The following is a 22,343-nucleotide window of genomic DNA, read 5'->3' on the forward strand; positions in this document are numbered from 1 at the left end:
CTCGCCTCGATCATCAGGATTTTGCCCGGAGGCCGGGCGAATCCTCGTCAGGGGCCCTGGTCGGGGTGGTCGCTTGGAGGCGAGAAGCATTGGCGATCGGCAGATCTGCAGCGATAGCTGCCTGTAGAGACTGGACAGTGACCTCACGGTAGTTGTGCTGCAGCGGACATTCAAGAGCAGCGGTCCCAGCCAACGCGTTGGCTGTTCTCAGGTGGCGCGGCGGAGACTGCAGTCAACTTTTTGCCGTATGGAAGTCCCATTGCACTGCAGATTCTTCTTGTGTATGATGATCATCATGCGAAAGTCGCCAACCAACATCCGCAGCGCCGCCAAAGAGGCCTCGCACGAGCGCATCGTGCAGGCGGCCGCGCGCGCCATCCGGCGCAGCGGATATGACGGCACGGGGGTCGCCGACATCATGAAGGAGGCGGGCCTGACGCACGGTGCGTTCTATGCCCACTTCGATTCCCGTGAAGCCATGCTGGCCGAAGCGGCGGACCTTGCGGGAGCCGAGTCCAACGCCTTCGCAGCCAGTGTCATTGCCGCTGCACCTCCCGAGCAGGCATTGCAGGCGCTGATGCACACCTACCTCTCCAAGGAGCACCTGGCGGCCATCGAGACAGGCTGTCCGGTGTCGGCCCTGGGTTCTGAAATGCCCCGCCAGTCGCCCGAGGTGCGTCGCGCCGCCACGCGCCGCATCAAGGAGATGATTGATCTGGTGGCCCGTCAGTCGCCGGACTGGGGGCAGCCCGGTGCCCATGAGCGCGCGCTGGTGACGGTGGCGACCATGGTGGGCACCTTGATGCTGGCCCGTGCCGTCGATGACCCTGCGTTGTCGGACGCACTGTGCAGCGCCGCATTGAAATGCCTGGCCCCTTCCGGGGGCTGATCCATGGGCCCCGCTTTTTTTTGCCAACAAGTATGATGATCATCATGCCAAATGCCATTTCAACCGGATCCAACGGATTCGTCCCTTGCACTGTCTGTCAAAAGGAAAAAGCATGAAAGCCTTCATCCTCGACCGCTACGGGAAGAAAGAACAGTTGCGGGCCGCCGATGTGCCGGAACCGGAGCTGCGTGACGACGATGTCCTGATCCAGGTACACGCCGCAGCGGTGAACCTGATCGATGCCAAGGTCCGCAACGGGGAGTTCAAGCTCATCCTGCCGTACCGCACACCCTTCGTCCTGGGGCACGACGTGGCTGGCGTGGTGGTCCGCGTCGGGCCACGGGTGCGACAGTTCAAGGCGGGCGACGAGGTTTACTCCAGGCCCGACGACTTGCGCATCGGCACCTTTGCCGAGCTGGTGGCCGTCAAGGAAGCTTCGGTGGCCATCAAGCCCAAGAACATGAGCATGGAAGAAGCCGCGTCCATCCCCCTGGTGGGGCTGACGGCATGGCAGGCGCTGGTGGAAAAAGCCCGGCTCAAGAAAGGGCAGAAGGTCTTTATCCAGGCGGGATCCGGCGGTGTCGGCACATTTGCGATCCAGTTGGCCAAGCACTTGGGCGCCACGGTGGCCACCACGACCAGCGCTGGCAACGCCGCCCTGGTCAAGAGCCTGGGCGCCGATGTGATCGTCGACTACAAAAAGGACGCCTTTGAAGAAAAGCTGGGCGGCTACGACGTGGTGCTCAACAGCCAAGACGGCAAGACCCTGGCGAAGTCGCTGGGCGTGCTCACGCCCGGTGGCAACCTGATCTCCATCTCGGGGCCACCCGATCCGCAGTTTGCGCAGGACATCAAGGCCCCGTGGGTGGTGACTCAGGTCATGCGCGCCCTGAGCTTTGGCGTGCGCAGGCAGGCCCGGCGCCTGCAGGTCGGTTATTCATTCCTGTTCATGAAGTCCAGCGGTAGCCAGCTGCAGAAGATCACGCATTTGATCGAGTCAGGCACCATCCGCCCGGTGATCGACAAGGTCTTCCCCTTCGACGCCACCAACGAGGCCATGGCCTACGTCGAAAGCGGTCGGGCCAAGGGCAAGGTGGTCATCAAGCTTCGCTGAACCTTTCCATCCTTTCGCTTTTTCACGTCCCTACATATGACGATCGTCATGTGAATTTTGTAACCCAACCTTTTCAGGAGCTATCCATGAACATTCAAAACACCGTCGTCCTCATCACCGGCGCAAACCGCGGCATCGGCCTGGCCTTTGCGCGCGAACTGCTGGCGCGGGGCGCCCGCAAGGTCTACGCCGCCGCGCGGGATCCCTCCACCGTCACCTTGCCTGGTGTCCAGGCATTGCAGCTGGACGTCACCAAACCCGAAGAAATCGCAGCTGCAGTTCAGCAGGCTCCCGATGTGACCCTGGTCATCAACAACGCGGGCATCGCCCAACCCGGCGGCTTCCTGGCAGACGGCAGCGACGCGGTGGCGCGCCGCATCTTCGAGACCAACTTCTTTGGCGTGCTGAACGTGAGCAAGGCCTTTGCGCCTGTGCTCAAGGCCAATGGCGGCGGCGCACTGCTCAATGTGCTGTCGGTGGCGTCGTGGGTCAACGGTGGCGAGCTGGCCGCCTACTCGGCCAGCAAATCGGCGGCGTGGTCGCTGACCAACGCATTGCGCCACGAACTGGCCGCCCAGAAAACCCAGGTGCTGGGCCTGCACATGGCCTATGTCGACACCGACCTCACGCGCGGTTTCGAGGTGCCCAAAAGCAGCGCCGAGGAGATCGTCCAGCGGGCGCTCGACGGGCTGGAAGCGGGCGCCGACGAGGTGCTGGCCGACGCGCTCACCCAGCAGGTCCGGCAAGGCCTGGCGGCCCCGCGTCCGGTCTACCTGCCGCAGGGCCAATGAGCCCAGACCCTCAGCCTCAACTCACCCCCACAGAAAGACCATCATGCTCTTTACGCCCCTTTCCGCGCCTTCCCTGCAACTTCGCAACCGCATCGTCATGGCACCCATGACACGCAGCCGGGCCGTGGAGGCCAACACGCCCAACGCCCTGATGGCCGAGTACTACGGCCAGCGGGCCTCGGCCGGCCTGATCGTCACCGAGGGCACCTCGCCATCCCCCAACGGCCTGGGCTACGCCCGCATTCCGGGCCTGTTCACCGAAGCCCATGTGCAGGGCTGGAAGCAGGTGACAGAGGCCGTACACGCCAAAGGCGGCAAGATCTTCGTGCAGTTGATGCACACCGGGCGCGTGAGCCATGTGGCCAACCTGCCCGCCGGGGCCGAAGTGCTCGCTCCCACTGCCGAGGTCTGCCCGGGCGAGATGCACACAGACACCCTGGGCATGCAGCCGCACAGCGCGCCCCGCGCAATGACCGAAGAAGACGTTGCCCACGCCGTCGGGGAGTACGCAAGGTCGGCGCAGCTGGCCATCGAAGCGGGGTTTGATGGGGTCGAGTTGCACGCGGCGAACGGCTACCTGATCGAGCAGTTTCTGAACGCGAACGTGAACCACCGCACCGATGGCTACGGGGGCAGCATCGAAGGCCGCAATCGCTTCGCGCTGGAGGTGGTCCAGGCCACGGTCGCCGCCATCGGTGCAGACAAGGTGGGCATCCGGTTGTCGCCCTATGGCGTGTTCAACGGCATGGGGGCCTACCCCGAGGTCGAGGCGCAGTACCTGTCCCTCACGGAAGAACTTGCGCAGTTGGGCATTCAATATGTGCACCTGCTGGACCACTCGGCTCTGGGCGCGCCGCCTGTGCCTGCGGAGTTCAAGTTCCGCCTTCGCGTGGCGTTCCACGGTGTGTTCATCCTCGCCGGGGGCTTTGACCAGTCCAGTGCGGAGAGTGCGCTCAAGGCGGGTCACGCGAATCTCATCGCCTTTGCCCGCCCGTTCATTGCCAACCCCGACCTGGTCGAGCGCATGCAGGCGAAAGCGGCGTTGAACCCGCTGGACATGGCGACCTTCTACACGCCCGGCCCCCGGGGCTACACCGACTATCCGGCGCTCGGTGGCTGAAGGCTGGCCCACGATGAAGCACCTGCTCAAGTCGGCCATGCTGGGCATCGCCCTGTCAACCACGCTCCAGACCGCGACGCTGCAGGCGGCGGAGCCCGTCGCCACCTTGGCGACCTCAACCCGGCTGACGGCCGGACAACCGTCCGAGGTGACCTGGAAGAACGTGCCCACACAGACCATCTCGGCCGGTGGCGTGAACATCGCGTACCGCGAGCTGGGTAAGCACCACGGCGGCACGCCGGTGGTGCTGCTGACCCACCTGGCGGCGGTGCTGGACAACTGGGACCCGCGCATCATCGACGGCCTCGCGGCGAAGCACCACGTCATCGCCTTCGACAACCGCGGCATCGGGGCCTCCAGCGGCTCGCCCTCGAGTTCGATGGAAGCGATGGCGGATGATGCCATCACCTTCATCCGGGCCAAGGGCTTGCAGAAGGTGGACCTGCTCGGCTTCTCGCTGGGCGGCATGGTCGCCCAGGAGGTCGTGCTGAAGCAGCCGCAACTCGTGCGCAAGATGGTGCTCGCGGGCACCGGCCCTGCGGGTGGCGAAGGCATCAGCACCGTGGCGGGAGTGACCTTCTACGACATGGCCCGGGGCTTCTTCACCGGCCAGGACGCCAAGCAGTTCCTGTTCTTCACGCGAACGCCCCAAGGTATCGAGGCCGGCAAGGCCTTCCTGGCGCGCCTGAAAGAACGCACCGAGGACCGCGATGCCGAGATCTCGGTGAGCGCATTCCTCGCACAGCTGGAGGCGCTGCGCATGTGGGGCAAGAAGGCGCCCGCCGATCTGTCCGTGGTGACGCAGCCGGTGCTGGTGGTCAACGGCGACCACGACCGCATGGTCCCGACGGTCAACACGCACGACCTGGCCCGGCGGCTTCCCAACAGCCAGCTGGTCGTCTACCCGGATGCGGGACACGGCGGGGCCTTCCAGTTCCATGCCGACTTCGTGCGCAGCACGCTCGAGTTTCTGGCTCGCTGACGCAGGCCAGGAAGTGCTTCCCAACGCGATCAGGAGAACAACATGCGTGCTCAAACCACCCGCTTCAAAGGCCAGCGCGCGCTGGTGACCGGCGCCTCCAGCGGCATTGGCGCGGCCATCGCTCGTGAGCTCGCGGCACTCGGTGTGGACCTCGTGCTGACCGCGCGGCGGCGCGACGCCCTGGAGGCCGTCGCCGCGACCTGCCAGGGCGTGAAGGTCGAGATCATCACCGCCGATCTCGGCCAGCCCGATGCCGCACGCGCCCTGTGGGCCGCCGCCACCGCCGGTGGCCCGATCGACATCCTGATCAACAACGCCGGGTTCGGCTACTTCCGCCGCTTCGACGAGGTGGACTGGGCGCGCGATGCCGAGCTCATCCAGCTCAACATGACCTCGCTCGTGGCGCTCGCACGGTGCTTCGTCGATGCGCACAAAGCCAGCACAACACCTGCGCACATGCTGAACACCGCCTCGACCGGCGCTTACCAGTCCGTGCCCAACATGGCGCTGTACGCGGCGTCGAAGGCGTTCGTGCGCAACTTCAGCGAGGGCCTGCACGACGAGCACCGTGGCACGCCGCTGAGCGTGACCTGCGTCTGCCCCGGTAGCACCGACACCGGGTTCCACGCCGCCTCCGGCGGGGGCGACTACTCGTGGATCGCGAACGCATCGACCCAAAGCCCCGAGTTCGTGGCGCAGGCTGCGGTCCGCGCCATGTTGCGCGGCGAGCGCACCGTGGTGCCCGGCCTGTTCAACCAGTTGTCCACCTTCGGGGTGCGCTTCCTGTCGCGGCGGTTGGCCTCCCGGGTGGCGACCCAGGTGCTCGGCAAGCCGCGCCTGGCGCTGCCTGCGCGCACCACGACCTGAGACCGCTGTCCGTAGCCGAACCTCCGTTCACTCTCTGAAGGACTCCAACATGAGCCACACCCACCTCACCGCGCCCACCCATCTGGTGGAAGTCAATGGCGACCAGTTCGCCTACCGCCGCTGGGGCAATACCGCGACCGACCAGCTGCCCATGTTCTTCCTGTGACGTTCCCCCGGAAAACCGCGACAGGTCAAAACTGGAGGTACGGTTGCTTCCCGAGGCCCCGAGAGGGGCAAGGAGAAGCGATGAAGAAGTCCCGATGCAGCGAAGAGCAGATCGCCTATGCGCTGCGGATGGCCGACGGCGGCACGCCGGTGGTGGACGTGTGCCGTCAGATCGGCATCTCGGAGGCCACGTTCTACACGTGGAAGAAGAAGTTCGGCGAGCTTGGCGTGAGCGAGTTGCGCAAGCTCAGGCAGCTTGAGGATGAGAACGCGCGCCAGCGGCGCATCGTGGCCGATCTGACGCTGGACAAGCAGATCCTTCAGGAGGTCGTCAAAAAAAAGCTCTGAGGGCTGCCAAGCGCCGCGAGCTGGCAGCCTGGATGCAGGATCGTTTCTAGGTCAGCGTGCACCGCTCGTGCCGACTGGCGGCTGTTGCAGCGCTCAAGCTGGTACGCCAAGAGCAAGGCACGCGACCAGGGTGCGCTGCGCCAGCGCATCCGGGACATCGCGCTGAGCCGACCGCGGTTTGGCTACCTGAGGGTGTTGGTGATGCTCAAACGCGAAGGCTGGCCGGTGGGGAACACGCGGGTGTATCGCCTGTACCGGCTCGAAGGCCTGCAGTTGCGCATGAAGGTCAAGCGGCGCAAACGCATTGCCCTGTTGCGCGGCAAACCGCAGAAGCCCACGGGCCCGAATCAGCACTGGAGCATGGACTTCGTGCACGACAAGACACACGATGGCCGCGCGTTTCGCATCCTCACGGTCATTGATCAGTGGAGTCGCGAGAGTGTGTGCCTGGAGGCCAACTTTCGGCTGTCAGGCCGGTGCGTGGCGCAGGCGCTGGATGAGGTCGCCAGGCACCGCGGTTGGCCCAAGGCAATCACCGTGGACAACGGGACGGAATTCACCTCTAAAGCTCTGGACGAATGGGCGTATCGCCGGGGAATCAAACTCGACTACACCCGCCCTGGAAAGCCCACGGATAATGGCCTGATCGAGTCGTTCAACGGACGGCTGCGGGACGAATTCGTCAATGTCAACGAGTTCGTCACACTGCACGATGCTCGGGAGAAATTGAAGGTCTGGAAGGACGACTACAACCACCACCGACCACACGGCTCGCTCGGTAACCTGACCCCGAACGAGTTCGTCAACAGCAGGTCAGTTCAACCAAACGAAGCAGCCAGCCTGTAGTTCAGAACTGTCCGGTTTCCGGGGGAACGTCAGCGCCACGCCGGGCTCATCGAGTGATGTGTGTATTGCCGCGGGTCAATCTCCACCTCGAGGACTGCCGAAAGCAAGTGGGCATTGGTGTTGAGATTGGACCATCGGGTCCCCAAAGCGTTTGGTGGGAGATCTCGGTGGTGTCTCGTTCAGGTTGGTTCGAAGTCTTGAGTGTTTGCTGGAGAAGTGATCTGTACATGCGTGCTTTGTGTGCATCCGCAGCAGAGGCCAGCAACGGCGCGGGTTCCACGCGTCTATACACGAGATATCCACAGCCTTCTTCAGGGCAGATGGGGACAATCCCGAATGTTTCAGGAAAGGCTGTGTGCCCGAGCGCACAGTCTTCCCGTTTGGCCTTCGTCAGCCGGGGACATCATCTCCAGTGATCTTCCTGCCAGCACTCGCCACCTGATCAAAGGTCATCTCCTTGCCGCTGTCGCGACATGTGTCCTGGATCTGCTGCCAGGCTGCATCGTCTCGGGTGCCCTGAAGCAGTTCGTGACCCGATTGGTTGAGGCGAAGTGCGATGGCGGGATGGATGTCTCCCATGCCCGTTCGGCCTTCCTGGATCGTCGCCTCGATGAACCCGGCTTCGGCAAGCAGGCGCATGTTGTGTGCCACGTCGTGGGGGGCGAAATCCTCAAAATGGTCAGGACGCAAGACCATGTTCAGGGTGGGAGCCTCTTGCAGTCTGACCAGAATCTGTCGAATGATGGCCCAGTCTTTTTGCATGGCTGTTGTCTTCTTGTGTGCGGAGGCGGCGAACCGGTTTGCGAGCGGGGCAAGCATGCCCAAGTTTCCGGCGGTTCATTCCTGGAGTGAGTAAAAAGGCATACAGAATGTGAAGGGTGTTGGTTGACTGATGTTACAAACCAACACAAATTGCTGACCAAGAACGCTTTTTGGTCTGCAGCCGGCATCGCGAATCGCATCGCGCCGAACTGCCTCACACCGCGCCGGGCGCGGAATCTGGGCACCCGCGCACAATCGCGTCATGACCGCTCCCTTGACCAAAGCCCTGTCCGGTTCCGCTTTCGCGACCCTGCTGCTCATCGCATTGATGATGGGTGCCAACCATGTGGCCGCACGGATGGCGTTCGACCACGGCGTCACGGTGTCGACCGCCGTGCTGTTTCGCAGCGCCGTGACCGCGGCGGTGGTCTGGGCGATCGTGCGTTTCGCCGGGGTGCCGATCCACCTCACCGGCGCGCAGAAGACGGCGCTGCTCAGGATCGGGCTGCTGATCGGCCTGCAGAGCCTGTGCCTGTATTCGGCGGTGGCGCGCCTGCCGGTGGCGCTGGCTCTGCTGGCATTCAACACCTATCCCTTGTGGACAGCGCTGTGGGCCCGAACGCTCAAGGGCGAACGCATCGAGCCGCGGCTGCTGCGTGCGATGCCGGTGCTGCTGCTGGGTCTGGCACTGGCGCTGGACGTGGCGGGCGCAGCCTCGGGGCTGGGAGCTTCGGCGCAGTGGGGGAGCATCGGTGCCGGCGTGGCGTTTGCGCTGACAGCCGCCGCCTCGTTCGGTCTGGCGCTGGTCTTCACCCAGCACGATACCGCCGGGCTGGACGGCCGGGTGCGCACGGCCGCCACCATGGCGCTGGTCGCGGCCTGTGCCCTGGTGGGCGTGGTGGGGCAGGGCGGGCTGTCGCTGCCGGATGCGCCGGCCGGCTGGTGGGGTCTGATGGGTCTGACGGTGCTGTATGGCACGGCCTTCACCATCATGTTCACCGTGCTGCCGCGCCTGGGCGTGGTCGGTGGCTCGCCGATCATGAACGTCGAGCCGATCTTCGCGCTGGTGCTGGCCTGGGCGGTGCTTGGCCAGGCGGTGGCCCCCGTGCAGGTGATCGGCGGATTGCTGGTGGTGGCGACGGTGATGTGGCTGGGCCTGCGCCGCCGCTGACTCAGTCTTCGCTGCGATCGAGCGACGCGCTCCAGCGGTCATTCCAATTGCCCGCCGGCCGGCGCATGGCGTCGAGGTCCCGGCGGTCCCGCTTGCTCGGGCGTCCCTGCGCGATGGTTTCGGCCGGCTCGGGCGCGAGGCGGCGCCGCTCGGCCACCGCGAGCCGCAGCGACACCGACTCCGCCGTTTCTTCGTAGAGCAGGGCGGCGGCCGACGCCGGGCCACGCACGCCACTGAGCGCGCGCACGTCGACCGTGCGCGTGACCGGTCCGATGCGCAACTCGATGCGATCGCCGACGCGCACCTCGCGCGCCGGTTTGGCCGCGGCGCCGTTGACCGCCACGCGACCCTTGTCGATTTCGTCGGCGCTGAGTCCGCGGGTCTTGTAGAACCGTGCTGCCCACAGCCACTTGTCCAGCCGCACCTTGCCGCTGCCCTGGGGTTCATGGGCCATGGGTGTCCTCCGTGTCTGGTGGCGCCAGCGGCAGGCGGACGGTGACGTCCAGCCCGGCGATGCGCCCGTGTGTCTCGCGGTTCTGCATGTCGATGCTGCCGCCCAGCGACTGCACGATGCCGTGGCAGATTGCCAGTCCCAGCCCGGATCCGCTGCTGCTGGGGCGTGCGCCATGGTCGGTGGCAAATGGCTGGAACAGGCGTTCGCGCAGATGCTCCGGGATGCCCGGCCCGCTGTCGCAGATCGACAGCGCGGCGGTGCGGCTGTCGCAGGCCATGGCCATCGACAGCCGGGAGTCTGGCGGGCAGTGCTTGATGGCGTTGTGCAGGAGGTTGCGGCTGAGTTCGCGCAGCGCCCATTCGTGCGAGCGCACCGGCGCGTGCTGCACGTCCAGCGAGAAGTCGAGTCCGCGGTCGGCGATCAGCGGCGCCAGGTCCAGCGCGACCGAGCGCACAACCTCGCCCCAGTCGACGACCGGCGCATCGCGGTCCTGGCGCAGCTGCTCGACCTTGGCCAGCGCCAGCATCTGGTTGGCCAGTTCGGTCGCGCGGTCGACTGTGTGGCCAATTTCTTCGAGCGCCTGCAGCGGCGGCACGTCGCCCCGGCGCGCCGATTGCACCTGCGTCTTGAGCACGGCCAGGGGCGTGCGCAGCTGGTGCGAGGTGTCGCGCACGAAGCGCTTCTGGTGGTCCAGCAGTTGCGACAGGCGTTGCATGTGCTGGTTGGTGGCTTCGAGCAGGGGGAGCACTTCGCGCGGCGCGCTATCGGTGGGCAGTGGCGAGAGGTCGTTCTCGCTGCGCCGGGTCAGCGCCTGGCTGATCGAGCGCACCGGGCGTGTCGCACGCTGCACCACGAAGACAACGACCAGCACGATCACGATCACCAGCGCCGCCTGGCGCCAGAGCGTGTCGATCAGGATCTGGCGCGCCAGGGTCTGGCGCAGTTCCAGGGTCTCGGCCACCTGGATGGTCGTCATGCCCTGCGAGGTGGAGCTGGCCACCGGCTGCAGCAGCACCGCCATGCGCACCGGCACGCCGCGGTATTCATCGTCGTAGAAGTGCACCAGCGCGGCGTAGATCTTCTGGTCGGGCATGCGTTTTCTGGGTGGCGGCAGGTCGTCGAAGCCCGAGACCATTTCGTTGCTGAAGCCGCTGACGCGGTAGAAGATGCGGCTGCGGTTGTCCGCCTCGAAGGCTTCGAGTGCCGAATACGCCAGCGATGAGCGCACTTGGGCCTCGGTGCCTTCGCCGACCACGGCCAGCTGTTCGCTCAGCGACTTGGCCGTGGCCAGCAGGGTACGGTCGTAGGCGGTGTCGGCCGCGGCCAGCGCCTGCCGGTAGAGCACCACGGTGTTGATGATCACGAAGCCGAACAGCGGCAGCAGGATGCCCAGCAGCAGCGTGCGCCGCAGCGACATCGGCGCGTTCATCGGGCGATCCGTGTGGCGCTCATGCCGCTGCCTTGAGCAGATACCCCAGGCCGCGCAGCGTCACCAGCTGCGCGCCGGTGTGACCGATCTTCTTGCGCAGGCGGTAGGCGACGACCTCGATGGCTTCGGGTTGCACATGGTCTTCGCCAGGAAACACCAGCTCGAACAGGCGTTCCTTGGTGATGGCCTGTCCGGGCTGCGCCAGCACCGCCCGCAGCAGGGCCAGCTCGCGCGGCGCCAGCTCCATCGGCACACCATCGTGGTAGACCGCGCCACTGTCGCGGTCGATCTGCATGCCGCACCAGCCCGCGCTGCGTGCGGGCAGGGAGCCGTTGCCGTCGCTGTCGGCCGAGCGCCGCACCAGGGCGCGCACGCGCGCTTCCAGCTCGTCGAGGTCGAAGGGCTTGGGCAGGTAGTCGTCGGCGCCGGTGTTCAGGCCGATGATGCGGTCGCCAACCGTGCCGCGCGCGGTCAGGATGATCACCGGCGTCTTCAGGCCTTCGGCCCGCGCTTCGCCCAGCACCTGCAGGCCATCGCGCCCGGGCAGGCTCAGGTCCAGCAGCACCACGTCGGGCAGGCTGGAGCGCCACAGCGCCAGCGCCCGGTCGCCGTCGCCGCAGGTCAGCACCTGCATGCCACGGCGCTCCAGCGTGCGCTGCAGTGTCGCCTGCATGGTGGGGTTGTCTTCGATCAGCAGCAGTTTCATGCTGGGGACATTATCGACACGACTTGGGGGCCGGGCCAGCCGCCGGGCCGCCCCAAGGCTGGCCCAGCCCCCTCGGGGGGCAGCGACCCGCGTCAGCGGCGGAGCGTGGGGGCTCAAGGTCTAGGGGTTTCTCCGTATCCGGGAGACAGCCGAATGACAGCGGCCGACAGGAAGATCACGAACGTCGATCAACCTCCAACGGAGACAACACATGCGTCGCGATACCTTCATCAAATCCCTGGCCGCCATGGCCGCCGCCGGTGCCCTGCCGAACCTGTCCTGGGCCGCTGCCGCCAACGTCAAGATGATGATTCCTGCCAACCCGGGTGGTGGCTGGGACGGCACGGGCCGTGCCCTGGGCGAAGCGCTGCGCGATGCCAAGGTGGCCGACACGGTGACCTTTGAAAACAAGGGCGGTGCCGCCGGTGCCATTGGCCTGGCCCAGTTCTACAACGCCGCCAAGGGCGACCCGAACGCCATGATGGTGATGGGCGCCGTGATGCTGGGCGGCATCATCACCGGCAAGCCGCCGGTTTCGATCACGCAGGTGACCCCGATTGCCCGCCTGACCACCGAATACAACGTGTTCGTGCTGCCCGCCAACTCGCCCTTCAATACCATGAAGGACGTGGTCGAGGCCCTGAAGAAGGACCCCGGCAGCATCAAGTGGGGCGGCGGTTCGCGCGGCTCCACCGAGCACATCGCCGCCTCGCAGATCGCCCAGGCCGCGGGCGTGCCTGCCGCCAAGATCAACTACGTGCCGTTCCGTGGGGGCGGTGAGGCTGTCGCCGCCATCCTGGGCGGCAACGTGACCGTTGGTGGCTCCGGCTACAGCGAGTTCCAGCAGTACATCGAGAGCGGCAAGATGAAGGCGATCGCCGTCACCTCGCCGACCCGCGTCAAGGGCATGGACAAGATCCCGACGCTCAAGGAGCAGGGCATCGACGTCGAGATCGGCAACTGGCGCGGTGTCTACGGCGCCGCCGGCATCACCCCCGAACAGCGTGCCGCGCTGACCGACATGATCGTCAAGGCCACCAAGAGCAAGGCCTGGCAGGACGCCCTGGTCAAGAACAACTGGACGCCCGCACTGTTGACCGGCAAGGCCTTCGACGAGTTCGTGGACAAGGACTTCTCCGCCCTGCGCGCGACCATGGTCCGCGCCGGCATGGTGTAAACGGCCGACAGAGCCGGTCCCACACAGCGGCCGCGGCGTTCGCGTCGCGGCTTTTTTGTTCCTGCGAGGAGTTGCAAACATGTCCACCGAATCCCTTGACGCGTCCGAAACGCGCCCCGATCACCGACCCGGCCAGCTGGCGATGGGCGTGGCCGCCATCGTGCTGGCCGCCGTGCTCGCCTATGGCGCGGCCAACATCCCGTCCGACGCCGGCTATGCGGGCGTCGGCCCTGACTTCCTGCCGTGGGTCGTGTCGGCCGTCATGGTGATCTGCGGCGTGATGCTGATCTGGGAAGTGCGCACCGGCGGCTACCGCAACATGGAAGAACCCTCGGGTGCGGCCCGCGGCGACTGGCACGCACTGGCCTGGGTGGCGGCCGGCATCCTGGGCAACGCGGCGCTGATCACGAAGATCGGCTTCATCCTCAGTTGCGCGCTGTGTTTCGTGCTGGCGGTGCGCGGTCTGCGCATCAGCGAAGGCAAGCCCGGCGGTGATGCCATGCAGCTGGTGCGCGACGCGGTGACGGGCATGCTGATTTCGGCGCCGACCTACTGGCTGTTCACCAAGTTCCTGGCGGTGAACCTGCCAGGCCTGACCAGCAGCGGCTGGATCTGAACGGGGACACACCATGCTCGAACTCTGGAACAACCTGCTGGGCGGCTTTGCCACCGCCGGCACCCCCATCAACCTGCTGTGGGCGCTGGCCGGCTGCGCGCTGGGCACCGCCATTGGCGTGCTGCCCGGCCTGGGCCCGGCTGTCACCGTGGCCATGCTGCTGCCGATCACCGGTCAGGTCGAAGCGACCGCTTCGATGATCTTCTTCGCTGGCATCTATTACGGCGCGATGTACGGCGGCTCGACCACCTCGATCCTGCTCAACACCCCGGGCGAGACCGGCACCATGGTGACCGCGCTCGAAGGCTTCAAGATGGCCAAGAACGGCCGCGCTGGTGCGGCGCTGGCGACCTCGGCGATCGGCTCCTTCGTCGCGGGTTCGGTCGCCACCGTGCTGGTCACGCTGTTCGCGCCATTCCTGGCCGAGTTCGCGGTCAAGCTTGGCCCGCCCGAGTATTTCTGCCTGATGCTGCTGGCCTTCACCACCGTGAGCGCGGTGCTCGGCCAGAGCACGCTGCGCGGCATCACCGCGCTGTTCGTTGGGCTGGCCATGGGCCTGGTCGGCATGGACCAGATCACCGGCCAGGTGCGCTACACCGGTGGCGTCATCGAGCTGATGGATGGCATCGAGGTGGTGCTGGTGGCGGTTGGCCTGTTTGCCGTGAACGAGACGCTCTACAACGCGCTCTACGAAGGCAAGGCCGACGCGACCATGAACAAGATGAACAAGGCCCACATGACCAAGGCCGAGTGGAAGCGCTCGTGGCCGGCCTGGATCCGCGGCACCATCATCGGTTTCCCGTTCGGCACGATCCCCGCCGGCGGCTCCGAGATCCCGACCTTCCTGAGCTACGCGACCGAACGCAAGCTGGCCAGCCCCGAGCACAAGAAGGAATTTGGCACCACCGGCGCGATCGAAGGTGTGGCCGGCCCGGAAGCGGCCAACAACGCCGCCGTGACCGCGACCCTGGTGCCGCTGCTGACGCTGGGCATTCCGACCTCGGTGACCGCCGCCATCCTGCTGTCTGCCCTGCAGAACTACGGCATCAACGCCGGCCCGCAGCTGTTCCAGACTTCGTCGACGCTGGTCTGGGCGCTGATCGCCTCGCTCTACATCGGCAACGTCATGCTGCTGGTGCTTAACCTGCCGATGGTGGGCCTGTGGGTCAAGCTGCTGAAGATTCCGAAGGCGCCGTTGTACGCCGGCATCCTGATCTTTGCGACCGTGGGTGTGTATGGCATGCGCCAGAGCTCGTTCGACCTGTTCCTGATGTTCGGTCTGGCGCTGGTCGGTGTGGCGATGCGCCGCTTCGATTTCCCGACCGCACCGGTGATCGTCGGTCTGATCCTGGGCCCGCTGGCCGAGGCGCAGTTCCGCAACGCCATGTCGATCGGCGAGGGCAGCTTCACCGTGTTCTTCCAGCGCCCGATGTCGGCAACCCTGCTGGTGATCGTGCTGCTGGTGCTGGTGACGCCGCGTTTGCTGGCCTGGCACCGGAAGAACTAGAGCCCCCACGCTCCGCCGCTGCGCGGGTCGCTGCCCCCCGAGGGGGCTGGGCCAGCCTTGGGGCGGCCCGGCGCCTGCCCCGTCGGCCCCCACTCTTCGCCGCCTTGAGCGGCGCTTGAAAGCCGGACGAAGATTTCGTCCGGCTTTCGCGTTTCTCTAAGGTTTCCTCTATGCGGCCGGGCAGGGCTGCCGGGCATGATCGTTGGCATGAAAGTGCTGATGGTGGAAGACGATCTGGCGCTGGGGGACGCGCTGGGTCGTGTGCTCCAGGCCCGCGGTTTCGAGGTCACGCGTTGTGCCGATGGCAACGAAGCGCTGGCCATGTTCCGGCGCCGCAGCCACGACGTGGTGCTGCTGGACCTGAGCCTGCCGGGGCTGGACGGCATGGAGGTGCTGCGGCTGATGCGCGACGGTGGCTCCAGCGTGCCGGTGCTGGTGATGACGGCGCGCAGCGCGGTGCAAGACCGTGTCCTGGGCCTCAACGAAGGTGCCGACGACTACCTGACCAAACCCTTTGACATCGAGGAACTCGCTGCCCGCCTGAAGGCGCTGGTGCGCCGCAGCCATGGGGCGCAGGAGCTGCGCTGTGCGCTGCTGCGGGTCGACGCGCAGACCGGAGCGGTGTTTCGCGGCGCGGTACCGCTGGACGTGTCGAGCCGCGAGCTGGCCCTGCTCAAGACCCTGTTGGCGCGGCCCGGGCAGGCCATCGGCAAGGAGGAACTGCACCGCGCGGTGTTCGGCGACGAGCCGGTCGGCGCGGACGCGATCGAGGTGCTGGTGCACCGCCTGCGCAAGCGCATTCAGGGCTCCGGCGCACAGCTGGTGACGCTGCGCGGTGTGGGCTACCTGATGATCGATGAAGCCATCACGGAAGGGCCGGTCGCGGCCTGAGCAGCGCATGGTGTCGTCTTCACCCCCCACTGCTCCGAGTGCGGCCAGAAGAGTGGCGCCGCTGACCCCGGTGCGGCCCTGGTCGATCACGCTGCGGCTGGTGCTGTGCCTGGCCCTGTGTCTGCTGCTGGTCGAGGTGTTGCTGCAGGCGCTGCTGCCCGAGATGGCGCTGGCGCCGGTGTGGGGCGGCCTGTTGCGGTTGCTTGCGGTGTTGCCGCTCTTTGCCTGGTGTGCGCGACGCGCGCTGGCGCCGGTGCGCTGGCTGGAAGGCGCCTTGCGAAGCGCCGACGCGCAGGAAGCCCCGCAGCCAGTGCCGGCCGAGCTGCAGCCTTTGTCCGATGCGGTTCACGGTGTGCTGGCGCGGCAACGCGAAGCGACCGAGCAGCAGCGCCGTTTCCTGGCGGACGCGTCGCACCAGCTGCGCACACCGTTCGCCGTGCTGCGCACGCAGCTGCAGGGCACCATGTCGGGCCAGCTGGAGGTGAAGGACACCCTGCCCAAGATGCTGGCCACCGTGGACCGCTCCAGCGAGCTGGTGCGGCAACTGCTGTCGCTGGCCAAGGTCGAGCAGCTGGTCGCCAATGGCCACTGGAAAGAGGTCGACCTGGAGGCCGTGGCGCGGGAGGTCTGTCTGGAGTTCGGCCCGCTGCTGGCGCGCAAACAGCTGGATTTTTCTTTCGAGGCGGTGCCGGTGCGGCTGACCACCGATCCCTGGATGCTGGGCGAACTGCTGCGCAATCTGCTGTCCAACGCGATCCACCACGCACCGCGCGGCTCGGCGCTGGGCATGGTGGTGCGGGTGCTGCCGGACCAGGCGGAGCTGCTGGTCTGGGACAACGGCGGCGGCATCGATGCCGCGGTGATGGACCGCCTGTTTGAGCCGTTCCAGTCGGCCGCGGGCGGCACCGGCATCGGTCTGGGCCTCTCGATCTGCCGCCAGATCGCGGAGTCGATGCACGCGAAGGTGCAGCTGTTCAACCGGGTGCTGGAAGACCGGGTGGTCGGCGTCGACGCGGTGGTGCGCTGGGACCTGGCGCCCGCGGGCGAAACGGGGAGGCCGCATGCCTGACGCGGTTCGCCTGGACGCGGTGGAGAAGACCTTTGCCGACGGCACGCGCGCGCTGCGTGGCGTGCAGCTGCGGTTTGCGCGGCGCCAGCTCACGACTTTGCTGGGGCCGTCCGGCTGCGGCAAGTCGACGCTGCTGCGCATCCTCGCCGGACTGGAGCAACCCAGCGCCGGCCGGGTCTTCATTGGCGAGCGCGATGTGACCGGCACCGGCCCGGAGCAGCGACCGATCAGCATGGTGTTCCAGAGTTATGCGCTGTTTCCGCACCTGGACGTGCAGGGCAACGTCGGCTATGGGCTCGGTCTGGACAGCCACGCGGCGGCGCGCGATCCGCGCGTGCAGACGGCATTGGCCCAGGTGGGGCTGGCGGGTCTGGCCGGCCGCAGCACGTCGGCGCTCTCGGGCGGACAGCAGCAGCGGGTGGCGCTGGCGCGGGCGCTCGCGCTGGCGCCCGAGGTGCTGCTGCTGGACGAGCCGCTGTCCAATCTCGATGCCGGCTTGCGGCGCCAGATCCGCGAAGAGATCCGCGGGCTGCAGCAGTCGCTGGGTCTCACCGTGGTCTACGTGACCCACGACCAGAACGAAGCCATGGCGGTCAGCGACCGCATCGTGGTGCTGCGCGACGGTCAGGTGCAGCAGGTCGGCAGCCCGCGCGAGATCTACGAGCGGCCGAGTTCCGAATTCGTGGCCGGCTTCATGGGCGATGCCGCCGTGTTCGACGCCGAAGCGGACGGGCAGGGCAGTCTGCGGCTGGGCCCGCTGACGGTGTCGGCCGGCCTGGCCCGGCGCCGGGGCGCGACCCGTGTCGTGGTGCGGCCCGAGGCCTGGCGGCTGGCGCCGGCCAGCGGTCAGGGGCTGGCCGGCCGCATCGCGTCGCATGCCTACGAAGGGCGCCTGTCTCACTACCGCGTGCACACCGCGCTGGGCCTGCTGCAGGTGCATCGCCACCACGAGCGCCAGACGCTGCAGGTCGGCTCGCCGGTCAGCGTGTTTCTCGACGGCCCTGGCGTCAGCGTGCTGCTGGCCGGCGCCACCGCGATGCCGGAAGGCCCCTGAGCGCCCGGCCGCCCCCAACGAATCCCGTTCCCGAACCCCGTGTCCATCCCAGGAGAAAACCCATGAAAAAGAACCTCTGGCTCGCCGCTCCCATCCTGCTGCTGCCCGCGCTGTCCGCGCAGGCGCAGAGCAGCGAGTTCAACCTGATCTGCTCGGCCCAGGCCGCGTGGTGCAACATGCTCGCGGTCACCTTCGAGAAGAGCCAGGGCGTGAAGGTCAACATGACGCTCAAGGGCTCGGGCGAGGCGATCGCGCAGATCATGGCCGAGCGCGCCAATCCCAAGACCGACCTCTGGTTCGGCGGCACCGGCGATCCGCACCTGCAGGCGGCCGAGCAGGGCCTGACCCTGGAATACAAGTCGCCGAGCCTGCCCAAGCTGCACGACTGGGCGCAGAAGCAGGCCGCGCAGTCGGGCTACCGCACCGTCGGCATCTATTCCGGCCCGCTGGGCTTTGGCTACAACACCGAGCTGATCGCCAAGAAGAAGCTGCCGATCCCCAGAACCTGGGCCGACCTGCTCAAGCCCGAATACAAGGGCGAGATCCAGTCCGCCAACCCCTCGTCCAGCGGCACGGCCTACACCATGATCGCGACGCTGGTGCAACTGATGGGCGAAGAGAAGGCCTTCGACTACCTCAAGAAGCTGCACGGCAACATCGCCACCTACACCCGCTCGGGCACGGGTCCGATCAAGGCGGTGGCGCGCGGTGAGTCCACGATCTCCATCAGCTTCGTGCACGACGGCCCCGGCGAAAAGGCGCAGGGCTTCCCGCTGGAGACCGTCACGCCCACCGACGGCACCGGCGCCGAGATCGGCTCGATGTCGATCATCAAGGGCGCGCGCAACGCCGACGCGGCCAAGAAGTTCTACGAATGGGTGCTCACGCCCTCGGCCCAGGCGCTGGGCGCGGCGACCCTGCAGTTCCAGCTGCCGTCGAACAAGGAGACCAAGGTCGACCCGCGCGTGCCCGATTTCCGCAAGATCAAGATGATCGACTACGACTACGCCAAGTACGGGCAGACGGCCGAGCGAAAGCGCCTGATCCAGCGCTGGGAAAAAGACGTCAACAGCCTGCCGCGCTGATCGCCCGCCACTTCGGAAGCTCCCATGAACTCCTCGACCTCGCGGTCCGGGCGGGCGATTGCCGCCTGGGCCTTGCTGGGGCTGGCCGCCTATGCGCTGCTGCCCTGGTACTTTCTTCAACAGCAGTCGATCTGGGCAGCGCTGCCCGCGGTCTGGGGCGGTGACGCCACGGCCAGTGGCATGGTGCAGGCGGCGCTGCACGGTCGGCCGTGGCTCTGGACCGGGCTGGCCGGGCTGCTGATCGCCGGCGCCGGCCTGCTGCTGCCCGTGGGTCGGGCGCAGGGCGGGGTGCTGGTCGGCGGCGCCTTGCTTGGTCTGGCCGGATTGCTGGCGAGCGGCTTTGCCATCGGCGCGCCCGGCTGGAGCTTCCAGACGCTCGAAGCCTGGTTCGGTCCGCTGGACCACGGCCAGTTCGGCATGGGCTGGGGTGGCTTCATCGCCATCGCCTGTCTGGTGATGCTGCTGGGCGCAGGGGTGGCGCGGCTGGGGTTCTTTCGTGGCGATGTGTTCATTGCCGGCGCGGTGGTCGGCTGCGTGAGCCTGCTGGCGCTGTTCGTGGTCTATCCGGTGCTGCGTTCGCTGTCGTCGGGCCTGTACGACGACATGGGCCTGTGGTCGCCCGGCTCGCTGGTGGATCGGCTGGCGACCGCGCGCATCTGGGGCCTGGGCTGCGTCTCGGGGGGCGCCCATTGCGGCGTCGCCTGGAACACCCTGTTCCTCGCGCTGCTGACGGCGGGCGGCACGACGGTGATGGGCACGCTGATGGCGCTGTGGGCCGAACGCGGCGGAACGCGGCTGGCGCGGCCGCTGAACGTGCTGGCGATGCTGCCGATCATCACGCCGCCGTTCGTGGTCGGTCTCGGGCTGATCCTGCTGTTTGGTCGCGCGGGGCTCTACAACCAGTTCATGGAATGGGCCTTCGGTGTGCAGCCTTCGCGCTGGTTCTACGGCGTGTTTGGTGTCTGGCTGGCGCAGATGTTTGCCTTCACGCCCATCGCCTTCATGATCATGCGTGGCGTGGTGCAGGGCGTGAGCCCGTCGCTCGAAGAAGCGGCGCAGACGCTGCGCGCCGACCGGCTGCGCACCTTCATGACGGTGACGCTGCCGCTGCTCAAGCCGGGTCTGGCCAATGCCTTCCTGGTCGGCTTCATCGAAAGCATGGCCGACTTTGGCAACCCGATCATCCTGGGTGGGTCCTATGCGGTGCTGTCGACCGACATCTTCTTCGCCATCGTCGGCGCCGCGCTGGACCCGGGCATGGCGGCGGCGCTGGCGCTGGTGCTGACCTTCTTCGCGCTGGCGGTGTTCTTCATCCAGCGCGCCGTGCTGGGCCGCACCAGCTTCACCACCGTGACCGGCAAGGGCGACGCCGGGCTGCCGATGCCGCTGCCCGATGCGGTGCGGCGCCTGTGTTTCGGTGTGGCCGGGCCCTGGCTGGTGTTCACCGTGGTGGTCTACCTGTTCGCGTTTGCAGGCGGCTTCGTGAAGACCTGGGGCCGCGACTACACGATCACGCTGGACCACTTCCGCGGCGCCTTCGACCTGCAGTGGGGCGAGCACGGCCTGGTCTGGGCCGGCACGGCCTGGAACTCGCTGTTCACCACCGCCTCGCTGGCGGCGATGGCCGCGCCGGTCTGCGCCTTCCTGGGCCTGCTGATCGCCTGGCTGCTGGCGCGCACCGAGTTTCGCGGCAAGGCGGGCTTCGAGTTCGCAGCGCTGCTGACCTTCGCCATTCCCGGCACGGTGCTGGGCGTGAGCTACATCCTCGCGTTCAACGTCCCGCCGGTGGAGCTGACCGGCACCGGGCTGATCATCGTGTTGTGTTTCGTGTTTCGGAACCTTCCGGTGGGCGTGCGCGCCGGTACGGCGGCCTTCAAGCAGCTCGACCGCTCGCTGGACGAAGCCTCGTTCATGCTGCGCGCCGGCACGCTGACCACGCTGCGCCGCGTCGTGCTGCCGCTGCTCAAGCCGGCGCTGACCGCGGCGCTGATCTACAGCTTCGTGCGCTCGATGACCACGGTCTCGGCCGTGATCTTCCTGGTCTCGGCGAAGTACGAGCTGGCCACGACCTACATCATCGGGCGCGTGGGCAATGGCGAGTACGGGCTCGCGCTCGCGTATTGCACCGTGCTCATCGTCTTCATGTCCCTCATCACCGCGCTGGTGCAGCGCCTGGTCGGTGAGCGGCAACTCGGCCGCCGCGCGGGCGGCCACTGATTCCGGAGAACCAGCCATGACCACACACGGCATTCAATTTCGCCAGGTGACCAAGCGCTACGGCGGCGCCGGCGCGCCCCTGGTCGTCAAGGGCATCGACTTCACCGTGCCCAAGGGCACGCTGACCACCATCCTCGGCCCCTCGGGCTGCGGCAAGACCACGACGCTGCGCATGATCGCCGGCCTGGAATCGTCCAGCGGCGGACAGATCCTGATCGACGGGCGCGACGTCACCTCGCTCGGCCCCAGCGAGCGCAACGTCAGCATGGTGTTCCAGAGCTACGCGCTGTTCCCGCACATGACAGTGCTCGACAACGTGGGCTACGGCCTGAGCGTGAGCGGCCTGCCCAAGGCGGAGATCGCCGAGCGCGCGCGGGCAGCGATGGCGACGGTGGGTCTGGTGGGCATGGACACGCGCCTGCCCAGCGAACTCTCCGGCGGACAGCAGCAGCGCGTTGCGCTGGCGCGGGCGCTGGTGATCGAACCGGCGGTGCTGCTGTTCGACGAGCCGCTGTCCAACCTCGATGCGCGACTGCGCCGCAGCATGCGCGAAGAGATCCGCAGTCTGCAGCAGCGGCTGGGCCTGACCGTGGCCTACGTGACGCACGACCAGAGCGAGGCGCTGGCGGTGAGCGACCAGATCATCGTGATGGACGCTGGGCAGATCGCCCAGGCCGGTGCGCCGCAGGACCTGTACGAACGGCCTTCGAGTGCCTTCGTGGCTGGCTTCATGGGCGAGGCCATGTTGTTTGACGGCGTGAGTGAGAGCGACGGCTCGGTGCGCGTCGGTCCGATCCGCCTGCGGCCACGCCAGTCGCTGCCGCCCGGGCCGGTCAAGGCCGCGATCCGGCCCGAAGCCTGGTCCATCGGCGCGCGCGAAACCGGGGGGCTGGGCGGCGCGCTGCTCAAGCAGGCCTACCTTGGCGCTTTCCAGGAACTGACGGTGCAGACCGAACTCGGCCCGATCTTCGTGGTCAGCCCGCAGGTCGACCGCGAATGGCAGCTGGGCGAAGAGCTGGGGCTGACGCTCAAGGAGCATGGCGTGACGGTGGTGGCGGCCTGAAACGAGGGGGCAGAGGGTCA

General features: G+C 67.0%; 20 protein-coding genes and 1 pseudogene. 17 read left to right on the forward strand and 4 right to left on the reverse strand.

Annotated elements, in window-relative coordinates:
* Positions 1 to 283: 283 nt before the first annotated feature.
* The 7 genes and pseudogenes from ACLIJ1_RS20575 to ACLIJ1_RS20605 all read left to right on the forward strand — a co-directional run bounded on the left by ACLIJ1_RS20575 (position 284) and on the right by ACLIJ1_RS20605 (position 7,122).
* Positions 284 to 889, forward strand: a complete 606-nt coding sequence (locus tag ACLIJ1_RS20575) for a TetR/AcrR family transcriptional regulator (protein WP_411367424.1) — start codon at positions 284 to 286, stop codon at positions 887 to 889.
* 112 nt (positions 890 to 1,001) lie between these two features.
* Positions 1,002 to 2,003 (forward strand): NADP-dependent oxidoreductase, encoded by a 1,002-nt coding sequence (locus ACLIJ1_RS20580; protein ID WP_411367425.1) that lies wholly within the window; start codon positions 1,002 to 1,004, stop codon positions 2,001 to 2,003.
* A gap of 86 nt (positions 2,004 to 2,089) precedes the next feature.
* Positions 2,090 to 2,794, forward strand: a complete 705-nt coding sequence (locus tag ACLIJ1_RS20585) for an SDR family oxidoreductase (protein WP_411367426.1) — start codon at positions 2,090 to 2,092, stop codon at positions 2,792 to 2,794.
* Between the two features lie 43 nt (positions 2,795 to 2,837).
* Entirely contained in the window at positions 2,838 to 3,914 is a 1,077-nt protein-coding gene (locus ACLIJ1_RS20590) for an alkene reductase (RefSeq protein WP_411367427.1), read from the forward strand.
* 13 nt (positions 3,915 to 3,927) lie between these two features.
* Positions 3,928 to 4,896: an alpha/beta fold hydrolase gene (locus ACLIJ1_RS20595; RefSeq protein ID WP_411367428.1), complete on the forward strand. Its 969-nt coding sequence runs from the start codon at positions 3,928 to 3,930 to the stop codon at positions 4,894 to 4,896.
* Between the two features lie 42 nt (positions 4,897 to 4,938).
* Positions 4,939 to 5,763: an SDR family NAD(P)-dependent oxidoreductase gene (locus ACLIJ1_RS20600; protein ID WP_411367429.1), complete on the forward strand. Its 825-nt coding sequence runs from the start codon at positions 4,939 to 4,941 to the stop codon at positions 5,761 to 5,763.
* A 246-nt stretch (positions 5,764 to 6,009) separates the two neighbouring features.
* Positions 6,010 to 7,122: pseudogene (locus tag ACLIJ1_RS20605) on the forward strand (IS3 family transposase).
* Positions 7,123 to 7,512: 390 nt separating this feature from the next.
* Here the strand turns inward: ACLIJ1_RS20605 and ACLIJ1_RS20610 are convergent.
* Positions 7,513 to 7,941 (reverse strand): DUF2513 domain-containing protein, encoded by a 429-nt coding sequence (locus tag ACLIJ1_RS20610; protein WP_411367430.1) that lies wholly within the window; start codon positions 7,939 to 7,941, stop codon positions 7,513 to 7,515.
* Between the two features lie 205 nt (positions 7,942 to 8,146).
* Here ACLIJ1_RS20610 and ACLIJ1_RS20615 point away from each other — a divergent pair, with 205 nt between their 5' ends.
* Positions 8,147 to 9,055 carry a DMT family transporter gene (locus ACLIJ1_RS20615; RefSeq protein ID WP_411367431.1) on the forward strand — a complete coding sequence of 303 codons (909 nt, stop codon included), beginning with the start codon at positions 8,147 to 8,149 and terminating at the stop codon, positions 9,053 to 9,055.
* A gap of 1 nt (position 9,056) precedes the next feature.
* Here ACLIJ1_RS20615 and ACLIJ1_RS20620 read toward each other — a convergent pair whose 3' ends face one another.
* The 3 genes from ACLIJ1_RS20620 to ACLIJ1_RS20630 are packed head-to-tail and all read right to left on the reverse strand — an operon-like array spanning position 9,057 to position 11,644.
* Complete coding sequence (locus ACLIJ1_RS20620; protein WP_411367432.1) at positions 9,057 to 9,509, reverse strand: RNA-binding S4 domain-containing protein; 453 nt, start codon at positions 9,507 to 9,509, stop codon at positions 9,057 to 9,059.
* A complete protein-coding gene (locus tag ACLIJ1_RS20625; RefSeq protein ID WP_411367433.1) occupies positions 9,499 to 10,938 on the reverse strand; it encodes a sensor histidine kinase in 1,440 nt (479 codons plus the stop codon). The genes ACLIJ1_RS20620 and ACLIJ1_RS20625 overlap by 11 nt, the downstream gene beginning before the upstream one ends.
* 19 nt (positions 10,939 to 10,957) lie before the next feature.
* Positions 10,958 to 11,644: a response regulator transcription factor gene (locus ACLIJ1_RS20630; protein WP_411367434.1), complete on the reverse strand. Its 687-nt coding sequence runs from the start codon at positions 11,642 to 11,644 to the stop codon at positions 10,958 to 10,960.
* Positions 11,645 to 11,855: 211 nt separating this feature from the next.
* Here ACLIJ1_RS20630 and ACLIJ1_RS20635 point away from each other — a divergent pair, with 211 nt between their 5' ends.
* The 9 genes from ACLIJ1_RS20635 to ACLIJ1_RS20675 all read left to right on the forward strand — a co-directional run bounded on the left by ACLIJ1_RS20635 (position 11,856) and on the right by ACLIJ1_RS20675 (position 22,323).
* Positions 11,856 to 12,821: a Bug family tripartite tricarboxylate transporter substrate binding protein gene (locus ACLIJ1_RS20635; RefSeq protein WP_411367435.1), complete on the forward strand. Its 966-nt coding sequence runs from the start codon at positions 11,856 to 11,858 to the stop codon at positions 12,819 to 12,821.
* Between the two features lie 79 nt (positions 12,822 to 12,900).
* Positions 12,901 to 13,437 carry a tripartite tricarboxylate transporter TctB family protein gene (locus ACLIJ1_RS20640; RefSeq protein ID WP_411367436.1) on the forward strand — a complete coding sequence of 179 codons (537 nt, stop codon included), beginning with the start codon at positions 12,901 to 12,903 and terminating at the stop codon, positions 13,435 to 13,437.
* A gap of 13 nt (positions 13,438 to 13,450) precedes the next feature.
* Entirely contained in the window at positions 13,451 to 14,944 is a 1,494-nt protein-coding gene (locus ACLIJ1_RS20645; RefSeq protein WP_411367437.1) for a tripartite tricarboxylate transporter permease, read from the forward strand.
* Positions 14,945 to 15,151: 207 nt separating this feature from the next.
* The gene (locus ACLIJ1_RS20650; RefSeq protein ID WP_411367438.1) at positions 15,152 to 15,835 is read left to right on the forward strand and encodes a response regulator transcription factor; all 684 of its coding nucleotides are present in this window, start codon (positions 15,152 to 15,154) and stop codon (positions 15,833 to 15,835) included.
* Between the two features lie 52 nt (positions 15,836 to 15,887).
* Positions 15,888 to 16,904 (forward strand): sensor histidine kinase, encoded by a 1,017-nt coding sequence (locus ACLIJ1_RS20655; RefSeq protein ID WP_411367439.1) that lies wholly within the window; start codon positions 15,888 to 15,890, stop codon positions 16,902 to 16,904.
* Complete coding sequence (locus ACLIJ1_RS20660; protein ID WP_411367440.1) at positions 16,897 to 17,958, forward strand: ABC transporter ATP-binding protein; 1,062 nt, start codon at positions 16,897 to 16,899, stop codon at positions 17,956 to 17,958. The genes ACLIJ1_RS20655 and ACLIJ1_RS20660 overlap by 8 nt, the downstream gene beginning before the upstream one ends.
* Positions 17,959 to 18,020: 62 nt before the next feature.
* Positions 18,021 to 19,043, forward strand: a complete 1,023-nt coding sequence (locus tag ACLIJ1_RS20665) for an ABC transporter substrate-binding protein (protein WP_411367441.1) — start codon at positions 18,021 to 18,023, stop codon at positions 19,041 to 19,043.
* Between the two features lie 24 nt (positions 19,044 to 19,067).
* On the forward strand, positions 19,068 to 21,260 hold the full coding sequence (locus tag ACLIJ1_RS20670; RefSeq protein WP_411367442.1) for an ABC transporter permease: 2,193 nt from the start codon (positions 19,068 to 19,070) through the stop codon (positions 21,258 to 21,260).
* Positions 21,261 to 21,276: 16 nt separating this feature from the next.
* On the forward strand, positions 21,277 to 22,323 hold the full coding sequence (locus ACLIJ1_RS20675) for an ABC transporter ATP-binding protein (protein WP_411367443.1): 1,047 nt from the start codon (positions 21,277 to 21,279) through the stop codon (positions 22,321 to 22,323).
* Positions 22,324 to 22,343 lie beyond the last annotated feature (20 nt).

Origin of the sequence: Hydrogenophaga sp. RWCD_12 (assembly GCF_046604225.1) — a bacterium.
GTDB lineage: Bacteria > Pseudomonadota > Gammaproteobacteria > Burkholderiales > Burkholderiaceae_C > Hydrogenophaga.